Source organism: Paludibacterium yongneupense DSM 18731 (genome assembly GCF_000422925.1).
Classification (GTDB): domain Bacteria; phylum Pseudomonadota; class Gammaproteobacteria; order Burkholderiales; family Chromobacteriaceae; genus Paludibacterium; species Paludibacterium yongneupense.
The window spans coordinates 47,429-67,215 of the sequence record NZ_AUGZ01000024.1 but is presented as its reverse complement, the minus strand read 5'-3'; the positions used below and the strand labels follow the sequence as shown (position 1 = coordinate 67,215).

General features: G+C 61.7%; 18 protein-coding genes. 14 read left to right on the top strand and 4 right to left on the bottom strand.

What is annotated here, in order from left to right; genetic code table 11:
* Positions 1–154 precede the first annotated feature (154 nt).
* The 3 genes from aroE to prmC are packed head-to-tail and all read left to right on the top strand — an operon-like array spanning position 155 to position 2,496.
* The gene (gene aroE / locus G520_RS0110250; RefSeq protein WP_028535584.1) at positions 155–979 is read left to right on the top strand and encodes a shikimate dehydrogenase; all 825 of its coding nucleotides are present in this window, start codon (positions 155–157) and stop codon (positions 977–979) included.
* Between the two features lie 4 nt (positions 980–983).
* Entirely contained in the window at positions 984–1,667 is a 684-nt protein-coding gene (gene mtgA / locus G520_RS0110245; RefSeq protein ID WP_028535583.1) for a monofunctional biosynthetic peptidoglycan transglycosylase, read from the top strand.
* Positions 1,668–1,677: 10 nt separating this feature from the next.
* A complete protein-coding gene (prmC, locus tag G520_RS0110240; protein WP_036665989.1) occupies positions 1,678–2,496 on the top strand; it encodes a peptide chain release factor N(5)-glutamine methyltransferase in 819 nt (272 codons plus the stop codon).
* A gap of 52 nt (positions 2,497–2,548) precedes the next feature.
* Here prmC and G520_RS0110235 read toward each other — a convergent pair whose 3' ends face one another.
* The 3 genes from G520_RS0110235 to dapA all read right to left on the bottom strand — a co-directional run bounded on the left by G520_RS0110235 (position 2,549) and on the right by dapA (position 6,187).
* Positions 2,549–3,031 carry an FKBP-type peptidyl-prolyl cis-trans isomerase gene (locus G520_RS0110235; protein ID WP_028535581.1) on the bottom strand — a complete coding sequence of 161 codons (483 nt, stop codon included), beginning with the start codon at positions 3,029–3,031 and terminating at the stop codon, positions 2,549–2,551.
* Between the two features lie 1,087 nt (positions 3,032–4,118).
* Positions 4,119–5,270, bottom strand: coding sequence for an NlpB/DapX family lipoprotein (gene bamC / locus G520_RS0110225; protein WP_028535580.1), 1,152 nt, complete (start codon positions 5,268–5,270; stop codon positions 4,119–4,121).
* Positions 5,271–5,311: 41 nt separating this feature from the next.
* Positions 5,312–6,187 (bottom strand): 4-hydroxy-tetrahydrodipicolinate synthase, encoded by an 876-nt coding sequence (gene dapA, locus G520_RS0110220; protein WP_028535579.1) that lies wholly within the window; start codon positions 6,185–6,187, stop codon positions 5,312–5,314.
* A gap of 171 nt (positions 6,188–6,358) precedes the next feature.
* On the opposite strand from dapA, the gene G520_RS0110215 reads away from it, so the two are divergent.
* Complete coding sequence (locus G520_RS0110215) at positions 6,359–7,987, top strand: ABC-F family ATPase (RefSeq protein WP_028535578.1); 1,629 nt, start codon at positions 6,359–6,361, stop codon at positions 7,985–7,987.
* Between the two features lie 322 nt (positions 7,988–8,309).
* Positions 8,310–9,050 carry a 3-oxoacyl-ACP reductase FabG gene (fabG, locus tag G520_RS0110210; protein ID WP_028535577.1) on the top strand — a complete coding sequence of 247 codons (741 nt, stop codon included), beginning with the start codon at positions 8,310–8,312 and terminating at the stop codon, positions 9,048–9,050.
* Positions 9,051–9,091: 41 nt separating this feature from the next.
* Here the strand turns inward: fabG and cysB are convergent, their stop codons facing one another.
* Complete coding sequence (gene cysB / locus G520_RS0110205) at positions 9,092–10,030, bottom strand: HTH-type transcriptional regulator CysB (protein ID WP_028535576.1); 939 nt, start codon at positions 10,028–10,030, stop codon at positions 9,092–9,094.
* Between the two features lie 121 nt (positions 10,031–10,151).
* Between cysB and G520_RS22365 the strand changes: the two genes are divergently transcribed.
* The 9 genes from G520_RS22365 (at position 10,152) to G520_RS23965 (ending at position 19,779) form a co-directional block, all read left to right on the top strand.
* On the top strand, positions 10,152–10,880 hold the full coding sequence (locus G520_RS22365; RefSeq protein ID WP_051229310.1) for a phosphoadenylyl-sulfate reductase: 729 nt from the start codon (positions 10,152–10,154) through the stop codon (positions 10,878–10,880).
* A complete protein-coding gene (locus tag G520_RS0110195; protein WP_028535575.1) occupies positions 10,864–12,525 on the top strand; it encodes a nitrite/sulfite reductase in 1,662 nt (553 codons plus the stop codon). The genes G520_RS22365 and G520_RS0110195 overlap by 17 nt, the downstream gene beginning before the upstream one ends.
* Positions 12,509–13,021 (top strand): DUF934 domain-containing protein, encoded by a 513-nt coding sequence (locus G520_RS0110190; protein WP_028535574.1) that lies wholly within the window; start codon positions 12,509–12,511, stop codon positions 13,019–13,021. Before G520_RS0110195 ends, G520_RS0110190 begins: the two co-directional genes overlap by 17 nt.
* Before the next feature lie 238 nt (positions 13,022–13,259).
* The gene (locus G520_RS0110185) at positions 13,260–13,922 is read left to right on the top strand and encodes an OmpA family protein (protein ID WP_028535573.1); all 663 of its coding nucleotides are present in this window, start codon (positions 13,260–13,262) and stop codon (positions 13,920–13,922) included.
* Between the two features lie 151 nt (positions 13,923–14,073).
* A complete protein-coding gene (locus G520_RS0110180) occupies positions 14,074–15,009 on the top strand; it encodes a bifunctional riboflavin kinase/FAD synthetase (protein WP_028535572.1) in 936 nt (311 codons plus the stop codon).
* Positions 15,006–17,789 carry an isoleucine--tRNA ligase gene (gene ileS, locus G520_RS0110175; protein WP_028535571.1) on the top strand — a complete coding sequence of 928 codons (2,784 nt, stop codon included), beginning with the start codon at positions 15,006–15,008 and terminating at the stop codon, positions 17,787–17,789. The genes G520_RS0110180 and ileS overlap by 4 nt, the downstream gene beginning before the upstream one ends.
* Before the next feature lies 1 nt (position 17,790).
* Entirely contained in the window at positions 17,791–18,294 is a 504-nt protein-coding gene (gene lspA, locus G520_RS0110170) for a signal peptidase II (RefSeq protein ID WP_036666003.1), read from the top strand.
* Between the two features lie 20 nt (positions 18,295–18,314).
* A complete protein-coding gene (gene ispH / locus G520_RS0110165) occupies positions 18,315–19,247 on the top strand; it encodes a 4-hydroxy-3-methylbut-2-enyl diphosphate reductase (RefSeq protein ID WP_028535569.1) in 933 nt (310 codons plus the stop codon).
* Positions 19,248–19,308: 61 nt separating this feature from the next.
* Positions 19,309–19,779 carry a GNAT family N-acetyltransferase gene (locus G520_RS23965; RefSeq protein WP_051229309.1) on the top strand — a complete coding sequence of 157 codons (471 nt, stop codon included), beginning with the start codon at positions 19,309–19,311 and terminating at the stop codon, positions 19,777–19,779.
* Positions 19,780–19,787 lie beyond the last annotated feature (8 nt).

The following is a 19,787-nucleotide window of genomic DNA, read 5'->3' as shown; positions in this document are numbered from 1 at the left end:
GCGCTCTTGCGCGAGGTCCGTTGCCGCCGCGCCGGACGCGTATCCGGTGCGCTGGCCGCAGACTGCCGGTTGATGTTTGCGGCGGTTCACGGCAAAGTGTTGGTCTGACATGAAGTGCAGCTCGCGCTGCCGTGACCCTTTCTGAGAGCCGACCATGACCGACCGTTACGCTGTTATCGGGAATCCCATTTCCCACAGTCAGTCCCCGCTAATCCATACCGAATTCGCCCAGGCGCAGGGCGACAGCATCCAGTACGACTTGTTGTTCGCCGAAATCGGCGGTTTCGACGATGTCGTGCGCCGCTTTGTCGCCGAGGGCGGGCTCGGCCTGAACGTGACCTTGCCGTTCAAGGGCGACGCCTTCCGCTTTGCGACCGAAGTCAGCGAGCGCGCGCGCGCGGCCGAAGCCGTCAATACCTTGCTGTTCCATCCGGACGGTCGCGTCTATGGCGACAACACGGATGGCGTCGGGCTGGTGCGCGACATCAAGGATAATCTCGACGTCGCCATCGCCGGTCAGCGCATTCTGATCCTGGGGGCGGGCGGGGCGGTTCGTGGCGTGCTCGCGCCCTTGCTGGAAGAAAAGCCGGCGGCCGTGACCATCGCCAACCGTACGCTGATCCGTGCGCAGGCTCTCGCGCATCAGTTCGCCGCCTGGGGCGAGTGCCGTGCCGTATCCTACGATGCCCTCGGCGGCGAGAGTTTCGATATCGTGATCAATGCGACGCCGACCAGCCTGAACGACGAGATGCCGCCGCTGCCGCATGGCGTGTTCGGCCCGCGCACGCTCGCTTACGACATGGTCTATAGCAAGGGGCTCACGCCTTTCCTGCGTCGCGCGCAGGCGGAAAACGCCGGCATGCTGGCCGATGGCCTGGGCATGCTGGTGGAACAAGCGGCCGAGTCCTACGCCATCTGGCGTGGCGTTCATCCCGCCACCCACAAGGTCACCCATCTGCTGCGCGAGGTTCTCTCCTGATTCCATGCGCCTGACACTGAAAATTCTGGCGGCCCTGGTGGCCGCCATTCTCTTGTACAACATGTGGATTTTCGGGCATGTGCTGTATTGGCGTGATCACAACCCTTCCGCCAGCGCGTTCATGAACGAAAGGCTGGCGGCCTTGCAGCAAGATGACCCCGAAGCGGAGTTGCGGCAGAAGTGGGTGCCCTATGCGCGGATTTCCAATAATCTCAAGCGCGGGATGATTGCGGCCGAGGACGCCAAATTCGTCGACCATGTCGGTTTCGACTGGGATGGAATGGAAGCGGCGTTCCAGAAAAACCTGAAGCAGGGGCATATCGTCGCCGGCGGCTCGACCATCAGTCAGCAACTGGCGAAGAATCTGTTTCTTTCCAGCCAGAAAACGCCGTGGCGCAAGCTGGAAGAAGCCATGATCACGGTGATGCTGGAGGCGGTCATGGACAAGCGCCGCATCTTCGAGATCTATCTGAATGTGATCGAGTGGGGCAATGGCGTTTTCGGGGCCGAGGCGGCGTCGCATTACTATTTCCATACCACGGCAGCGCGCTTGTCGGCAGGGCAGGCCGCCAAGCTGGCTGCCATGGTGCCAAATCCCCGCTACTACGACGATCACCGCAATGCGCCCGGCCTGGGGCGCAAGACGCGTATCATCCAGCGGCGCATGCCCTTCGTCGATCTGCCGTGAGAAAGAGCGCATGACCACAATTGCCGAGGCCTTGCGCCGTTTTCCCCTGCCGCGTCTCGAGGCCAGGATGTTATTGATGTTCGCCTGTCCCGGGTTGAGCCATGTCCGCATCGTCGGCCATCCGGAAGAGGAACTGGATGCCGGGGCGCTGGCGCGCTTCGATGCGCTCGCCGCTCGGCGCGTGAACGGCGAGCCGCTGGCCTATCTGATCGGGGAGCGCGAGTTTTACGGGCGCGATTTCCGGGTCGGCCCGGCGGTGCTGATTCCGCGTCCGGAAACCGAGCACCTGGTCGAGGCCGCGTTGTCGCGCCAGGGAGGGGAGAGCGCTCGCGTGGTCGACCTTGGTTGCGGCAGCGGTGCGATCGCGATCACGTTGGCGCTCGAGGCGCCGCTATGGCAGGTCAGTGCTGTCGATCTGTCGGCGGAGGCGCTGAAGCTCGCGCGAGCCAATGCCGAGCGGCTGGGGGCGGCGGTGACCTTTTGCGAGGGCAGCTGGTATCGCGCTCTGCCGCCGGCGGAGCGTTACGACCTCATCGTCTCGAACCCTCCGTACATTGCGGTGCAGGACCGGCATCTGGAGCAGGGCGACGTGCGCTTCGAGCCGCGGATGGCTCTGACCGATGGCGACGATGGCTTGTCCTGCCTGCGCGAGATTGCGGCCGGCGCGGTCGAACGTCTGTTGCCGGGGGGGTGGCTGATGCTGGAACACGGCTTCGACCAGGGGAGCGCCGTGCGCACGCTGCTGCTGCATCAGGGGCTGCAGGCGGTGGAGACGCTGCCCGACCTGGCCGGTCTGGACCGGGTGACGTTGGGGCGGGCTGCAAAATGACAACGGCCCCGTCGCGACATGTCGCGACGGGGCCGGGGAGACGCGGTCGGGCTTAGTGGTGATCGTGGCCGTGTTCGCCGTGGGCGTGGCCGTGGGTCACTTCATCAGCCGTTGCCGGGCGGATTTCCACGACTTTGGCGACAAAGCGGATGGTGGTGCCGGCCAGCGGGTGATTGGCGTCGACGACGGCCTTGCCGTCGGCGATGTCGGTGACACGGAACAACAGCACGTCGCCGGATTCGGGATCATCGGCTTCGAACATCATGCCGACTTCCACGTCGGCCGGGAATACATCCAGGGCCTCGACGCGGATCAGGTCTTCCTCCGGGTCACCGAAGGCGTCGTCCGGCGCCAGCTTAACATCGACGCTTTCACCGACCGCCTTGCCATGCAGGGCTTCCTCCACCAGGGGGAAAATACCGTCGTAGCCGCCGTGCAGGTAGCTGATGGGCTCTTCGGTTTTGTCGAGCAGAGTGTTGTCGGCGTCGAACATCTCGTAATGGAGAGTCACGACGGTGTCTTTGGTGATTTGCATGAATATCGTCCGTGCACGGAAAGGTCAGAAAGCCTCGCTCAGGGCGCGCGAGCGCGAGGGCAAGGGTCAGCGCCATTATCGGCGCTTGTTCGTCATTGTAAACCATTGCCGTGTTCGGACCGTGACAAACTGAAGCGCGGCTGACCCGGCCGCCGGCCGCTCCCCGGTGTGCGGGCCCGTTCGCAGGCCCCGTTTTGCGAGTCCGTCGCCCCCTGCGCAGGCCGTTTGGCACGGGCTTAGGCAATATGAGTTGAAATATATATTTGTCTTATGCCTACGTGTTTCGCTATCATGGTGCTGCCCTGCTTGCGCCACAATTCAGGATGTCGTGGTCAGGCAACAGTTTCGCCATCCGGGATTGATCGGGTGTAATCGGGTTTTTTTGTTGTATGTCACTGCTTATCTGCACCGGATGGCCGTCTGCTTATTGGCAATTGTGTCGACCTGTAGCACAATAACAACAAAATCTGTTCGAAACTGCGCATCTGGTTGGTTCGAAAACAAAAGCACGGCAGCTTAAGCGTCGAAATCTGCCGCTTTGCTGCGCTGCAGCAGAGCGAGATGGCTCAAGTGCCTCATTTGAGCGTTTTGCCCTCTATGCAGTGTTTTTTTTCGTGCTACAATTTGCGCACTGAAGGATTTTCAGCCGTTTCCATCGTGTTTGATGGCTGCGATTAAACTGACGTCTTGTTCAACTTATCTTCAAAGGTAAAGAAAAAATGAAACAGTCGCTCCTCGTTGCTGCCCTGCTGGCTGTAGCTCTCTCCGCTTGCGGTAAGAAAGATGAAGCCCCGGCTGCTGACGCTTCCGCTCCGGCAGTTGAAGCTTCCGCTCCGGCCGCTGCATCCGCACCGGCTGACGCTTCGGCTCCGGCTGCTGCATCGGCTGCTGACGCTTCCGCTCCGGCTGCTGACGCTTCCGCTGCTAAGTAATTAGCACGAGCTGTTATAAAAAACCGGCCAATGGCCGGTTTTTTATTTCGAGAACACCCAAACCCGCTTCGGCGGGTTTTTCTCGTCCTGAGCGAGCGTAGCGGCGTGAAAAACCCCGCCGAAGCGGGTTTGGGTGCCGGGTGTTCGCGTTGCGCTCAGTCCAGTTCGCTGTGCAGCTTTTCGAGCGTATTGCGCGAGAACGAGTCGAGCAGCGGCTTGCCCTGCTTGTCGAGCACCGTGATGTCGGTATGGCCGGCCGTCGTCTCCTTGACCTGGATGCGGGCGTCGACATCGGACGGTTTGAGGCCGGATGGGGTCGAGCTCTTCCAGAACGCGAGGCTCGACCAGAAGCCGCCGGACTTTTCCTCCGGTTTGTCGACTTCGTTCTTGGCCGGCTTGACGTAGTACAGCCCCTGCGAACGATCGCGATCGGTCACGACCAGGCCGATGCGGTCGAGTGCAAGGCCGACGCGGCGCCATGCGCGGTCGAAAGCGTCGTCGATGCCGAGGGTGCCGCCGACGATAGGCGACTTCGGCTCCACCTTGGGCAGGGCCGTCTTCTTGACGGCGGCGCTGGCCTGTTCGTCGGACACGCCCAGGCGCTGCATGAAGCGGGCGAGCATGACGCCTTCGAGATCCGGGTCGCTCGGGCGCGGTTGCCACATGGTCTGATTCTTGTACTGATCGATGTAGACTTCAACCATGCCGCGATGCGAGAAGTAGACTTCGGTTCCGTGCTCGCCTTTTTCCAGGCGGATGCGGAACTTGTCGCGTTCGCCGGTGGAGTAGACGCTGCCGATGCCGACCGATTCCATCAGCTTGCGCAAGCCGTCGTTGGGCAGCTTGGCGCGGTTTTCCGCCCACTCGGTTTCCATGATGCCGACGTCGGGTTCGTCGTCGGCGATCACGAAGCCGTTATCCTGCCAGAAGGCTTTCAGCAGCGGCCACAGCTCGGCGGCGGACTTGTTGTCGACCGTCACCCAGCGCTGGCTTCCTGCCCGCACCATCTGGACGTTGTCCGGAACGACCGGGGCCGCGCTGGCGGCGGCGGGCTTGGCTGCCGGCGTCGTCGCCGCTGCGGCGGCTTGCGGCGAGGCCTGGCTGGCCAGGGCCGCACCGTTGCCGGGGATCACATACTTGCTCTGCTGCTGCGGCGCAGTCAGATCGGGCGGGACTTCGAGTTTTTCCGTCTGGTTGACGGGGGCGACTACCGATTTGAAATCGGCTTTCGCAACCGGGTCAGTAGTGCTGCAACCGGCGATAAGGCCGGTAGCCAGCAGAATCGCGACTGGCGCGCTTCGTTTCATGCTTGCTCCCATCGTTGGCAGAGGGGGTTGGTGGATGGAGTTCAGATGACCTCGGCCAGTTTCATTGCGGCCTCGACCTGAGGCCGGCAGGCTTCGGACAGCGGATGCAGGGGCAGACGCACGCCCGAGGCGATGCGGCCCATGCGCCCCAGCGCCCACTTGGACGGAATGGGGTTGGCTTCGATGAACAGTTCCTTGTGCAGGCCGATCAGCTTTTTGTTGATCGCGCGTGCACGCGCGATATCGCCGCCCAATGAGGCGCGGCACAGTTCGCTCATCAGTCGCGGTGCGACGTTTGCGGTTACCGAAATGACGCCATGTCCGCCGCACAGCATGAAAGCCATGCTGGTCATGTCTTCGCCGGAATACAGGGCAAAATCGGACGGGGCGCGACACATCAGGTCGCAGCCGCGACCGATGTCGCTGGTTGCGTCTTTCAAGCCGACGATATTGGGTATTTCGGCCAGGCGCAGCACGGTATCGTTCTGCATGTCGGCCACCGTGCGACCCGGCACATTGTACAGGATCACGGGGATGTCGGCCGCTTCGGCGATCGCGCGGAAGTGCAGGTAGATTCCGTGCTGGGTCGGCTTGTTATAATAAGGTACGACCGAGAGGATGGCATCGGCGCCGAGTGCGGCGCAATGCTGGGTCAGTTCGATGGCTTCGGCTGTCGAGTTTCCGCCTGCGCCGGCAACGACCTTGATGCGGCCGGCGGCGTGCCGGATGACGGTTTCGACGACTCGGGTGTGCTCGGGAACGGACAGGGTGGCGGATTCGCCGGTGGTGCCGACGGCCACGATGCCATCGGTGCCGTTTTCGATGTGGAAATCAACCAGCCCCTTGAGCGCGTCGTAGTCGACGCTTCCATCCTCGAACATCGGGGTGATCAGAGCAACCAGGCTTCCGGTGAGCATAGTTCAGCCTATTTATTTTGCAAATGATGATGGTTTCAGATTGTAGCGGAATTCGCCTGCGCGGCAAAAGATAGCGGATTGATTTATTGCGGACTGCTCAGCAGGGGCCCCTTGTGCTAGAATTCCACGTTTTTCCGAGACTTACGGCGAGTCGTCTTAAGGATCCCTAGCGTGATCAGTACACAGAACATTACCATGCAGTTTGGCGCGAAGCCCTTGTTCGACAAGGTTTCGGTCAAATTCGGCGAAGGCAACCGTTACGGCCTGATCGGGGCCAACGGCAGTGGCAAGTCCACTTTCATGAAGATTCTCGGCGGCGATCTGGAAGCCACCGGGGGTGAAGTCGCGATCGAAAACGGCGTGCGCCTGGGCAAGCTGCGCCAGGACCAGTTCGCCTACGAAGATCAGCGTGTGATCGATGTCGTCATGATGGGGCACACCGAAATGTGGGCCGCCATGTCCGAGCGCGACGCGATCTACGCCAATCTCGAGGCGACCGAAGACGATTACATGCATGCGGCCGAACTGGAAGCCAAGTTCGCCGAGTACGACGGCTATACTGCCGAGGCGCGAGCCGGCGAGCTGTTGCTTGGCGTCGGCATCGCTTCCGAGTTGCATTACGGTCCCATGAGCCAGGTCGCTCCGGGCTTCAAGCTGCGCGTGCTGCTGACCCAGGCGCTGTTCTCGAATCCGGATGTGCTGCTGCTCGACGAGCCGACCAACAACCTCGATATCAACACCATCCGCTGGCTGGAGCATGTGCTCAACGAGCGCAACTCGACCATGATCATCATCTCGCACGACCGACATTTCCTGAATTCGGTCTGCACCCACATGGCCGATCTGGATTACAACACGATCCAGATCTACCCGGGCAATTACGATGATTACATGATCGCCTCGTCGCAGGCGCGCGAGCGCCAGCTGTCGGCGAATGCCAAGGCCAAGGAGCGCATCCAGGAGCTGCATGAGTTCGTGGCGCGCTTCTCCGCCAACAAATCGAAGGCGCGTCAGGCAACGTCGCGCATGAAGCAGGTCGACAAGCTGAAGTCGGAGATGGTGGTGGTGAAGCCGTCTTCGCGGCAGAACCCCTTCATCCGTTTCGAAGTCGACGACAAGATGAAGCTGCACCGTCAGGCGGTCGAAATCAGCGGTTTGTCCAAGTCCTTCGACAAGCCCCTGTTCAAGGATCTGGATCTCATCGTGGAAGCCGGTCAGCGCATTGCCGTGATCGGCCCGAACGGCGCCGGTAAATCGACGCTGGTCAAGTTGCTGGCGGCTTCCTACGATGCCCGCTATGCGCCTGACGTGACGGCGGATGCCGGCACCATCAAGTGGGCTGAAAAAGCGCAGATCGGGTATTACGCCCAGGATCACGAAAGCGATTTCGACAGCGACAGCACGCTCAGCGACTGGATGCGAAACTGGGGTCAGGACGGCGACGACGAGCAGATCATTCGCGGCACGCTCGGACGTTTGCTGTTCTCCGGCGACGATGTGGCCAAGCCGGTGCGGGTGCTGTCCGGTGGCGAGAAGGGGCGCATGCTGTACGGCAAGCTGATCCTGACCAAGCCCAACGTTCTGATCATGGACGAACCGACCAACCATATGGATATGGAGTCGATCGAGTCCCTGAATATGGCGCTCGAGCAGTTCAAGGGCACGCTGATCTTCGTTTCGCACGACCGGCAGTTCGTCAGCTCGCTGGCCACCCAGGTCCTGGAGCTCGACGGCAAGGGCGGCTACGAACACTATATGGGCAGTTACGAGGACTATCTCGAGAGCAAGGGTCTCGACTAGTTCTCCCTTGAGTTCTCCCTGCGGCATCATGCCGCCGAGGGTGGGATATGGGCGGATGCGCTGTGCGCATCCGCCCATATTTTTTTGCGTACGGACATGCACCAAAATATTCAAATTAAGTATATTGCGACCGCACACGACGTATGCGCCTGTGCTATAGTTTTCAGCATATACATAGTGCAACATGCCGCTGCAACAGCACCGGAAGCGATAATAATGAACGCCGGTTTCAGAACGGCGCGGAGCCCAGGGTGGAGTTCAATGCCCGGCCTCGTGGTCGGGTCCCCGAATTTTCAGTTATCCGTGATATGAAGGAATGGCCATGCGATTGAAAGGGAAAGTTTCCATCATTACCGGCGCAGCCAGCGGCATCGGCAAGGCGACGGCGGAAAAATTCGCACAAGAAGGCGCGGTTGTTATCGTGTGTGACCTCAATATCGATGTCGTGAACGAGGTGGTCGCCACACTGGCGGCGCAGGGTGCAACGGCGGCCGGCTATCGCGTCAATGTGACTGACCGCGCCGAAATCGCGGCCATGGTGGCCGATGTCAAGGAACGCTTCGGCCGCATCGACGTACTGGTCAATAATGCCGGTATCGTTCTCGACGCGCAGTTGGCAAAAATGACGGACGAGCAATTCGACAAGGTGATCGACATCAACCTGAAGGGCGTGTACAACTGCGCGCGCGCGGTGATCGATACCATGATCGCGCAAGGTGCGGGTGTCATTCTCAATGCGTCGTCGGTGGTGGGCATCTACGGCAACTTCGGCCAGACCAACTATGCGGCGACCAAGTTCGGTGTCATCGGCTTCGTCAAGACGTGGGCCAAGGAGCTGGGCAAGAAGGGGATCCGGGCCAATGCGGTATGTCCGGGCTTTGTCGCCACTCCGATTCTGAAGGCGATGCCGGAAAAAGTGATTCAGGCGATGGAAGAGCGGGTGCCGATGAAGCGGATGGCGCGTCCGGAAGAAATCGCCAATGTCTACGCCTTCCTGGCGTCGGACGAAGCCAGTTATATCAACGGAGCCGCGATCGAAGTGACCGGCGGTCTGACCTTGTAAACCGGCGGCGGGGAGCGCCGGCAGGCGCCCCCCGCGCAGCCTCAATTGTCCGGGTCCCCCGCGAGCAGCGAGGCTTCCACCTCGCGCCGCGTCAGGTGCGGGGCGAACAATTCGATGAAGGTATAAGCGAACCCGCGCAGATACGCATCCTTGCGTATGCCGATCTTGGTGGTCGACGATTCGAACAGATGGCTGGCGTCGATGAGGCGCAGGTGGTTGTCGCGTTCCGGTTCGTACGCCATGCTGGCGATGATGCCGATACCGAGACCGAGGCCGACGTAAGTCTTGATGACGTCGGTGTCGATGGCGGTCAGCACCACGTTTGGCGTCAGGTCGGCGTTGGCGAAAGCCTTGTTGATCTTGGAGCGGCCGGAGAAGGCGAAGTCATAGGTGACCAGCGGATAACGGACGATCTCGTCGAGCGTAATCGGATGCCCGAGTTCGAGCAGGACGTGTCCTTCCGGCACGACCACGCTGCGGTTCCATTCGTAGCACGGGAGCATGGCGAGTTCGGGAAACAGCGCGATGCCTTCGGTGGCGATGGCGATATCGGCTTCGCCCTGTATCACCATTTCGCAGATCTGGGTCGGGCTGCCCTGTTTGATCGACAGCCGGACGCCCGGGTAGCGCTTGACGAACTCGGCGATAGGGCCGGGCAGCGCGTAGCGGGCCTGGGTGTGCGTCGTCGCAATGGTCAGCGAGCCTTCGCTTTCGCGCGAAAATTCGTCGCCGACGCGCTTCAGATTATGGGCCTCGCGCAGGATGCGCTCCGATATTTTGAGGACCTCGCGGCCCGGATCGGATACCGAGACGACCCGTTTGCCGTTGCGGATAAAAACCTGGATTCCGAGCTCATCCTCCAGCAGGCGTATCTGTTTGCTGATCCCCGGTTGCGAGGTATGCAGTTTTTCCGCCGCTTCCGAGACGTTCAGACCTTGTTTGGCCACTTCCACAAGATAACGCAGCTGCTGCAGTTTCATGGGGCTGGGTTCCGTATCTGTTAAAACCTAATGGAATTAAATACTAACACAATATTCTTTTAAGTTTGCAACAGGCTTGGTTAGCATGGCGGCAGAGATAGAATAGTCTAAGGGGAAATGAATGAGCTTCGAGAACAGGCTGGCGACGACACAGGCGCTGCTCGACGAGATCGCGCGTGACTATCCGGGGGCGGTGCTCGCCAACAGTCTGGGCGCCGAGGACATGGTGCTGACCGATCTCATCGCCCGCGCCCGGCTGCCGATTTCGGTCTTCAGCCTGGACACGGGGCGACTGCCGGAAGAGACGCTGGATTTGCTGCAGCGGGCGGGCGAGCGCTACCCCGACCTGCGCTTCCTGGTCTACTACCCGGATCACGCCGCGCTGGAGGCCTTTGTCGCCACCCGCGGCATCAACGCCTTTTACCAGAGCGTGGAGCTGCGCAAGTCCTGTTGCGAGGTGCGCAAAATCGAGCCGCTGCGGCGTGCGCTGGCTGCACGGCCTGCGTGGTTGACCGGTTTGCGCCGCCAGCAGTCGCCGACGCGTGAGGCGCTCGACGACCGCGGCTTCGACGTCGACAACGGGCTGATGAAGTTCAATCCGCTGATCGAGTGGAGCGAAGAGGATGTGTGGGCCTATATTCGCGCCAACGACGTCCCGTACAATGTCTTGCATGACCGACATTATCCCTCGATAGGCTGTGCGCCTTGCACCCGCGCCATCGCGGTCGGCGAAGATCTGCGTGCCGGGCGCTGGTGGTGGGAAAATCCGGAATCGAAAGAATGCGGTCTGCATGTCAGCCGCCTGGAAGCAACCGCGGCGCAAGGAACCCCACATGTACCGGTACGATGAAGTCGACGCCCGCCTCGTGCGCGAGCGGGTAGAGCAGTTTCGCGATCAGACGCGACGTTTTCTGGCGGGAGAACTGACGGAAGACGAATTCCGCCCGCTGCGCCTGATGAACGGTCTCTATGTGCAGCGCCATGCGCCTATGCTGCGCATCGCCATACCCTATGGACTGCTGTCGAGTGCCCAGCTGCGCACGCTGGCCGATGTGGCGCGCCGCTATGATCGCGGCTATGGCCATTTCACCACGCGCCAGAACATGCAATTGAACTGGCCCGAGCTGGCGCAGGTGCCGGAGATCCTGGCCGAGCTGGCCGAGGTCGAGATGCATGCGATACAGACGTCGGGCAATTGCATCCGCAATACCACCACCGATCCTTACGCCGGCGTGGCCGCGGACGAGATCCTCGATCCGCGCCCATGGTGCGAACTGATACGGCAATGGAGTACTTTCCATCCCGAATTCACCTTCCTGCCGCGCAAATTCAAGATTGCGGTCAGCGGCAGCGTGGCCGATCGCGCGGCGACCCAGGTTCACGATGTCGGCCTGTGGGCGCGCCGCAACGACGAAGGCGAGATCGGTTTTACCGTGCTGGTCGGCGGCGGGCTCGGACGCACGCCGATGATCGGCGAGGTCGTGCGCGATTTTCTGCCGGCACGGCACTTGCTGACCTATCTCGACGCGATCCTGCGCGTTTATAACCGTTACGGCCGCCGAGACAATAAATACAAGGCGCGCATCAAGATCCTGGTCAAGGCTCTGACCGTCCCCGGCTTTGCCGCCAAGGTAGAAGAGGAGTGGTCGCATCTGAAAGACGGACCGGCCACGCTGGAAGCCGGCGATGCCGAACGGTTTGCGGGCTATTTCAGCGCACCGGCGTATGCAAAGCCTGATGCCTCGGCGCAGGAGGAACTGGAACGCACATTGGGCGCCGAGCGCGCGTTCGCGCGCTGGTTCGAGCGCAATGTGCACGCGCAGCGGCAGGCCGGCTACTACACCGTCACCCTGTCCCTGAAGAAAACCGGCACGCCTCCCGGCGACATCACGAGCGAGCAGATGGAGGCCGCCGCCGACTGGGCCGATCGCTTTGCGCACGGGCAACTGCGCGTTTCGCATGAACAAAACCTGCTGCTGGCCGACATCGGCGCCGGCGATCTGTTCGCCGTCTGGCAGCTGGCGCGCGAGCAGGGTTTCGCCACGCCGAATATCGGGCTGGTGACCGACGTGATCTGCTGTCCGGGCGGCGACTTTTGCTCGCTGGCCAATGCCAAGTCTATCCCGGTGGCGGAGGCGATCCAGCGTCGGCTCGACGACCTGGATTATTTGCACGATCTCGGTGAAATATCGTTGAACATGTCGGGCTGCATGAATGCCTGCGGTCATCATCATATCGGCAATATCGGCATTCTCGGCGTCGACAAGAATGGCGAAGAGTGGTACCAGGTTACGCTCGGGGGCAGCCAGGGCAACCATGCCGCGCTCGGTCGCGTCATCGGCCCCTCGGTCGCGCGCGAGCGGGTGCCGGAGGTCGTCGCCAGCGTGCTGGCGACCTATGTCGAATTGCGCCATGCCGACGAAGCGTTCATCGACGTGGTCCGCCGTGTCGGCATCGATCCGTTCAAGGAGAAAATCTATGCCCCGCATCATTAAGGACGGCCAGCTCGTCGATGATCGCTGGATTGTGCTGCGGCGCGGCGAGCTCGGCGAGCTGCCGCCCTGCGCGGACGACGACGATGTGATTGTTCCGCTGGATGCCTGGCTCGCCGACCCCGCTTTCTGGAGCGATCGTCCCGGTCGTTGCGGCGTGTGGCTGGCGCCGGACGCCGATCTTGGCCCGGCGGGCGCCCTTGTGGCCGGGCTGCCGCTGCTGGCGGTGGATTTCCCGGTATTCACCGATGGCCGCGGGTATAGCATCGGACGTTTGTTGCGTGAAAGATACAATTTTGACGGCGAGTTGCGTGCGATAGGCGATGTCGGGCGTGACCAGCTGCAATTGCTGTGGCAAGTCGGCTTTAATGCTTTTGTAATCAAGGCGGGCCAAGATGTCGCGCAAAGCCTTGCCGGGCTTGACTGCTTTAGTGAACACTATCAAGGCAATTACCGCGATCCGCAGCCCTTGTTCAAGCGGAGTCGCCCTGCGACGTGAGATGTTGTATTATCGTTACACATATCATATCGGCAATGCCCGGGAGATGGATTTTCCATATGGGATAGGGTGTTGCGGCGTCCCCACCCCTGTTGACAGGGGTATGGGGGCATTTCTATAGTGCCGAGTAACTGCATAAACACAGTTCCGCCATAACCCTGTTGTTTGCAGTAAGCTTGATCTGGTGCGTCTTTGCTGACGAACGCTTTGATTCGTTCGAAAATAATGAGGGAATAACATGACCAAACAGCTGAAACTGAGCGCTCTTGTAGCTGCTATGCTGGTTTCTGCCACTTCTTTTGCCGCTAAATCGGGCTACGCAGTGGATGCCAACGACAGCGTCGTGCGCGACAACTACAACGAATGCTGGAAGACCTCCTCTTTCGACAAGGCCGCCAACGGTCTGGTTGAATGTGGCGACAAGGCTGCCGCCGCTCCGGTCGTAACCGAAGCTCCGAAGCCTGCTCCGATGGTTGAAGTGAAAGAAAAAGTCACCCTGTCGGCCAAGGTCTTGTTCAACTTCGACAAGGCTACCCTGCGTGCCGATGCCACGAACGAACTGGATCCGCTGGTTGCCCGCCTGAAAAACGATGCCAACCTGAAGAGCGTTGAAATCGATGGCTACACCGACTACCTGGGCACCGAGAAGTACAACCTGAGCCTGTCGCAGAAGCGTGCCGACGCCGTGCGTGATTACTTCACCGCTGCTGGCATCTCCAACGACAAGATCGTGACCATGGGCAAGGGCAACGCCGATGCCAAGTTCACCGACGAATGCAAGGCCAAGTTCAAGTACAAGCGCCATGCAGCCAACACCGCTCTGAAGGCCTGCCTGGAGCCGGATCGTCGTGTAGAGCTGAACATCGACACCTTCAAGGTCGTCGAACAGCCGGCCAAGTAATTCTGCCTGCTTCGAAAAAAGCCCGCTTCGGCGGGCTTTTTATTTGTACGAGCCCGATTTCGCCGTTTATGGCGGTGATTCCTGCCGATGGCTGGACTCGCTGGCAAGGGCACGGCTACAATCGGAAGTTTTCACCACGGCTTCTCGGACAATGCAGGTATTTTTCGGAGATCCGCGCCGTTTCGGGCTGCCCCCTTGCGCGTTGACGATCGGCAATTTTGATGGCGTGCACCTCGGGCATCAGCAGATGCTGGCCCGCTTGCGCAGCGATGCCTCCGAGCGCGGAATGTCGACGGCAGTGTTGACCTTCGAGCCGCATCCGCGCGAGTTTTTCGCGCACGGCACGCCGCCGGCCAGGCTATCGACGTTGCGCGACAAAATCCAGTTTCTCGCCCAGTCGGGCTGGGTCGACGAGTTGTTCGTCTATCGCTTTAACCACGGCTTTTCGCGCATGTCGGCCCGGCGCTTCGTCGACGAGGTGCTGCAGGTCGAACTCAACGCCCGCTATCTGCTGATCGGCGACGATTTTCAGTTCGGAGCCGACCGCTGCGGCGACTTTTCCTTGTTGTCGGCGACGCCTGGGCTCGAAACGGTCGCCATGCCATCGGTGTTGGTGCACGGCGAGCGCGCGTCGAGCACCCGCGTGCGCCACCGGCTGGCCGATGGCGACCTGGACGCGGTGCGGCAGCTGCTGGGGCGCGACTACCAGATATCGGGTCGCGTGGTGCATGGCCGCAAGCTGGGACGCACCATCGGCTTTCCCACTGCCAATGTTCATCTCCCGCATCGGCTGCCCGCGCTGCAGGGCGTGTTTGCGGTGGAGGCGGATACGCCGTTCGGCCGTTTACAGGGCGTGGCCAGCCTAGGCCGCAATCCGACCGTGAGCGAGGGCCGCGACTTCAAGCTGGAAGTGCATTTCTTCGATTTCAGCGGCGACTTGTACGCCAGTCGCATCAGTGTCCATTTCCTGAAGAAATTACGCGACGAAGCGCGTTATGATGATTTAGCCGCGCTGGTCGCGCAGATAGAACGCGACGCGACCGACGCCAGAACCTATTTGACCCGTTTGCATCGAGAGCAGGCATGAGCATCGATTATCGAAAAACCGTAAATCTGTTGGACACCCCTTTTGCCATGCGCGGCGATCTCGCGAAGCGCGAGCCCGTGTGGGTCAAGCGCTGGCAAGAGCAGAAGCGCTACGAGAAGTTGCGGGCGCTGGCCGCTGGCCGTCCCAAATTCATCCTGCACGACGGCCCGCCCTATGCCAACGGCGATATTCATATCGGTCATGCTCTCAACAAGATCCTGAAGGACGTCATTATCCGTTCGCGCACGCTGGCCGGCTTCGACGCCCCCTATGTGCCGGGCTGGGATTGCCACGGTCTGCCGATCGAGTTGATGGTCGAAAAGTTGCACGGCAAGGAGATTCCGCCGGCCAAGTTCCGCGAATTGTGCCGCGAGTACGCGAAGGAGCAGATCGCGCGCCAGAAGAAGGACTTCGTGCGTCTGGGCGTGCTGGGCGACTGGGTGCATCCGTACCTGACGATGGACTTCAAGACCGAAGCCGACATCGTGCGCACGCTTGGCAAGATCCATGAGAACGGTTTCCTGTTCAAGGGCGAGAAGCCGGTGCACTGGTGCATCGAATGCGGCTCGGCCCTGGCCGAGGCCGAAGTCGAATACGAAGACCGCAACTCGCCGGCGATCGATGTCGGCTTTGCCGTGCTCGATGCCGCCCGGCTCGCTGAGGCCTTCGGCCTGGCTGCCCCGGTGGAAGGCGTGCGCGCGGTGATCTGGACCACCACGCCGTGGACCCTGCCGGCCAACCAGGCCGTCGCGCTGCATCCGGGGCTCAGCTATCAGCTGATCGAATGCGAACGCGGCGTGTTGCTGCTCGCCCGCGAACTGGCCCCGGCTGCGCTCAAGCGCTACGGGGTCGAGGATTTCCGCGTGCTGGGCGAATGCGAAGGGCGCGCGCTCGAGCGCCTCGAGCTGCAGCATCCTTTTCTCGATCGTGTCGTCCCCTTCATCCTCGGCGAGCACGTCACCACCGATGCCGGTACCGGTCTCGTGCACACCGCGCCGGCGCACGGTCTCGAGGACTACCATGCCGGTCTCGGCTATCAATTGCCGGTCGACAATCCGGTCGATGACGCGGGCCGCTTCAAGCCCGGCACGCCGTTGTTCGCCGGCTTGAGCGTATGGGAGGCCAACCCCAGGGTGATCGCGACCCTGGAGGCCGGTGGCGCGCTGCTGGCCCAGGCACGCATCGACCACAGTTACCCGCACTGCTGGCGCCACAAGACGCCGATCATCTTCCGCGCCACCGCGCAATGGTTCATCGCCATGGATCGCGCCGGCCATGCCGGCACCACCTTGCGCAGCCATGCCAGCCAGGCGGTCGATTCCACCGAGTTCTTCCCGGCCTGGGGGCGCGCCCGGCTCGAGGCGATGATAGGCAACCGGCCGGACTGGTGCGTCTCGCGGCAGCGCAGCTGGGGCGTTCCGATGACCTTGTTCGCCCACAAGGTCAGCGGCGAATTGCACCCGCGCTCGGCGCAATTGCTCGAAGAGGTGGCGTTGCGCATCGAGCAGCGCGGCATCGAAGCCTGGTTCAGCCTCGATGCGCGCGAACTGCTCGGCGACGAGGCCGAGGATTACCGCAAGCTGACCGATACCATGGATGTGTGGTTCGATTCGGGCTCTACCCATTTTGCCGTGCTCAAGCAGCGGCAGGAGCTGGCCTGGCCCGCCGATCTGTACCTGGAAGGGTCTGACCAGCACCGCGGCTGGTTCCAGTCGTCCTTGCTGACCGGCTGCGCGACCATAGGCCGCGCGCCGTACAAGCAGTTGCTGACCCACGGTTTCGTCGTAGACGGCAACGGCCGCAAGATGTCCAAGTCCAAGGGCAATGTGGTGTCGCCGCAGAAGATCAACGATACGCTGGGTTCCGACATCCTGCGCTTGTGGGTCGCATCGACCGACTATTCCGGCGATCTGGCGATTTCCGACGAAATTCTGAAACGGGTGACGGAAAGTTATCGCCGCTTGCGCAATACCCTGCGCTTCCTGCTCGCCAACCTGTCGGATTTCGACCCGCTCGAGCACGCGGTGCCGCACAAGGATCTGCTCGAACTCGACCAATACGCGATTCTGAACGCGAAGGCGCTGCAGGAGAGGGTGGCGGGCGAGGACTATGCGCGCTACGCCTTCCATCACGCGATGCAGGAAGTGGTCGCTTATTGCTCCGAGGATCTCGGCGCCTTCTACCTGGACGTGCTGAAGGATCGTCTGTATACCACGCGCGCCGATTCGCGCGCGCGCCGTTCGGCCCAGACCGCGCTCTACCACATCACGCGCAGCCTGCTGCTGCTGCTGGCGCCGGTGTTGTGCTTCACCGCCGAGGAAGCGTGGGAAGTCCTCACCCGCAGCGATGAAGAATCGACGCTGTTCCACACCTGGCACGAGTTCCCGTCTTTCGATGCTGCGCACGAAGAGCGGCTGGGCGCCAAGTGGCGCGCGATCCGCGCACTGCGCGCCGAGGTCAACAAGGATATCGAAGCCCTGCGCAGCGCCGAGCAACTCGGCTCGTCGCTGCAGGCCGAAGTCGCGATCGAGGCCGATGCCGAGCTCTATCCCCTGCTCGCGAGCCTGGGCGACGATTTGCGCTTCGTGCTCATCGTGTCGCAGGCGACGGTCCGCGCGGGCGAGACCACCCGCATCACGGTGACCGCCTCATCCCACACCAAGTGCGAGCGCTGCTGGCACTATCGTTCCGACGTCGGTCAGCACGCCGGTCACGGGGCGATTTGCGGTCGTTGTGCCGACAATCTGGGCCCGGTGGGCGAGGAACGTCTGCATGCATGAGATGGGAGGGCATTTCGTGTCGTATCGATCGGCCAATCCGTGGCGCCGTAGCGGCTGGTTCGCCGTTGCCGCGTTGATCATCGTGGTGGATCAGATATCCAAGATCCACTTCAACACCGGCTACCAGTACGGTGAGATGCGGGCGGTGATTCCGGGCTTTTTCAGTTTCACGCTGGTATACAACCCCGGCGCGGCCTTCAATTTTCTCGGCGGCGCCGGCGGTTGGCAAAAGCATCTGTTCACCGGGCTGGCCTTCGCCGTCAGCGGCTGGCTGGGCTGGAATGTCGTGCGCGGGCGCTTCAGCCTGCTGATGAACTGTGCCGCCTCCTTCATCATCGGCGGCGCGCTCGGCAATGTCGTCGATCGCCTGCTGTACGGGCACGTGATCGATTTCATCCTGCTCTATTACCACGACTGGTTCTATCCTGCGTTCAATCTGGCCGATTCCTTCATCTGCCTGGGTGCGGCGCTGATGATACTCGACAGTCTCACCAACAAGCGCTGAGACAGCAAGGAGTCCAAGGGATGACGAAGACCATCATGCTGGCCAATCCGCGCGGATTCTGCGCGGGGGTCGACCGCGCCATCGCGATCGTCGAACGCGCGCTGGAGCGCTACGGCGCCCCGATCTATGTCCGGCACGAAGTCGTGCACAACCGTTTCGTGGTCGATTCGCTGCGCGCCAAGGGGGCCGTGTTCGTCGAAGAGCTCGGCGACGTTCCGCCAGGCGCGACGCTGATCTATTCGGCGCATGGCGTGCCGCAGTCGGTGCGTGCGCAGGCGCAGGCGCTCGGGCTCGTGGTTTTCGATGCGACGTGTCCGCTGGTGACCAAGGTGCATGTCGAAGTCAAGCGCATGCACGAGCTGGGCATGGAAATCATCATGATAGGCCATGCGGGCCACCCCGAGGTCGAAGGGACCATGGGCCAGATCGGTGGCGGCATGCATCTGGTCGAGGATGTCGCCGACGTGGCGGCGTTGCAGGTGCGAGACCCGTCGGCCCTGGCCTTCGTGTCGCAGACCACGCTCTCGGTCGACGAAACCCGCGGTATCGTGGCCGCCTTGCGCGCGCGGTTTCCTGCCATCTCCGGTCCGCGCAAGGACGATATCTGTTACGCCACGCAGAACCGGCAGGATGCGGTCAAGGCATTGGCGGCACGCAGCGACGCCGTGGTGGTGGTCGGCTCGCCCAACAGCTCCAACTCCAACCGCCTGCGCGAAGTCGCGTCGCTGCTCGGCGTGGCCGCCTATATGGTGGATAACGCGGAGCAGCTCGACCCCGCCTGGTTCGAAGGCTGCCAGATCATCGGCGTGACGGCCGGGGCCTCGGCCCCCGACGTGCTGGTGCAGGCGGTGATCTCGCGTCTGCGCGAACTGGGCGAAGCGCGGGTCGAAGAATTATCGGGGGTCGAGGAGTCGACGACTTTCGCTCTGCCGCCAGGCCTGCGCGAGGCCTGAGTTGTCTCCCTTCCGGGGAACAGGCATGATAAAGCCGTCGGATAGACTGGACGGATAGTTTATGACCCTGGATAGGGAAGACGCGGTGGCGACAAGTGTGCTCGCCGATTTTACATGTCGTCCGGCGCGCCCGGACGATTTTGCCTCGGTCGTCCGCCTGTACGAAGAATGGGGGTACGGCGGTCGCGTCGAAGCAGACGACGTCATGACGGTGCTGGAGGCCGGGGCTCGCGTGATCGGTGTCGTGCGGCTGGCTTGCGATCACGATTGCACCGTCCTGCGCGGGATGTACATTTGTCCGGCCTGGCGCGGTCGCGGTCTGGGCCGACAGTTGCTGCTGCAGGCTGTGGCCGGCGTCTCGCGCGATATTTACTGCCTGCCCTATGCCCACCTCGAGGCTTTCTACCGGCAGGCGGGTTTCGAAATCTGCTCCGAGGGCGAGGCGCCCGCCTTTTTGCGCGAACGCGTGGCGGCCTATCGCTGGACCGGCAAGTCCTATCTCATTATGCATCGTGTGGGTTCCCGGCATTGAAAACGCAG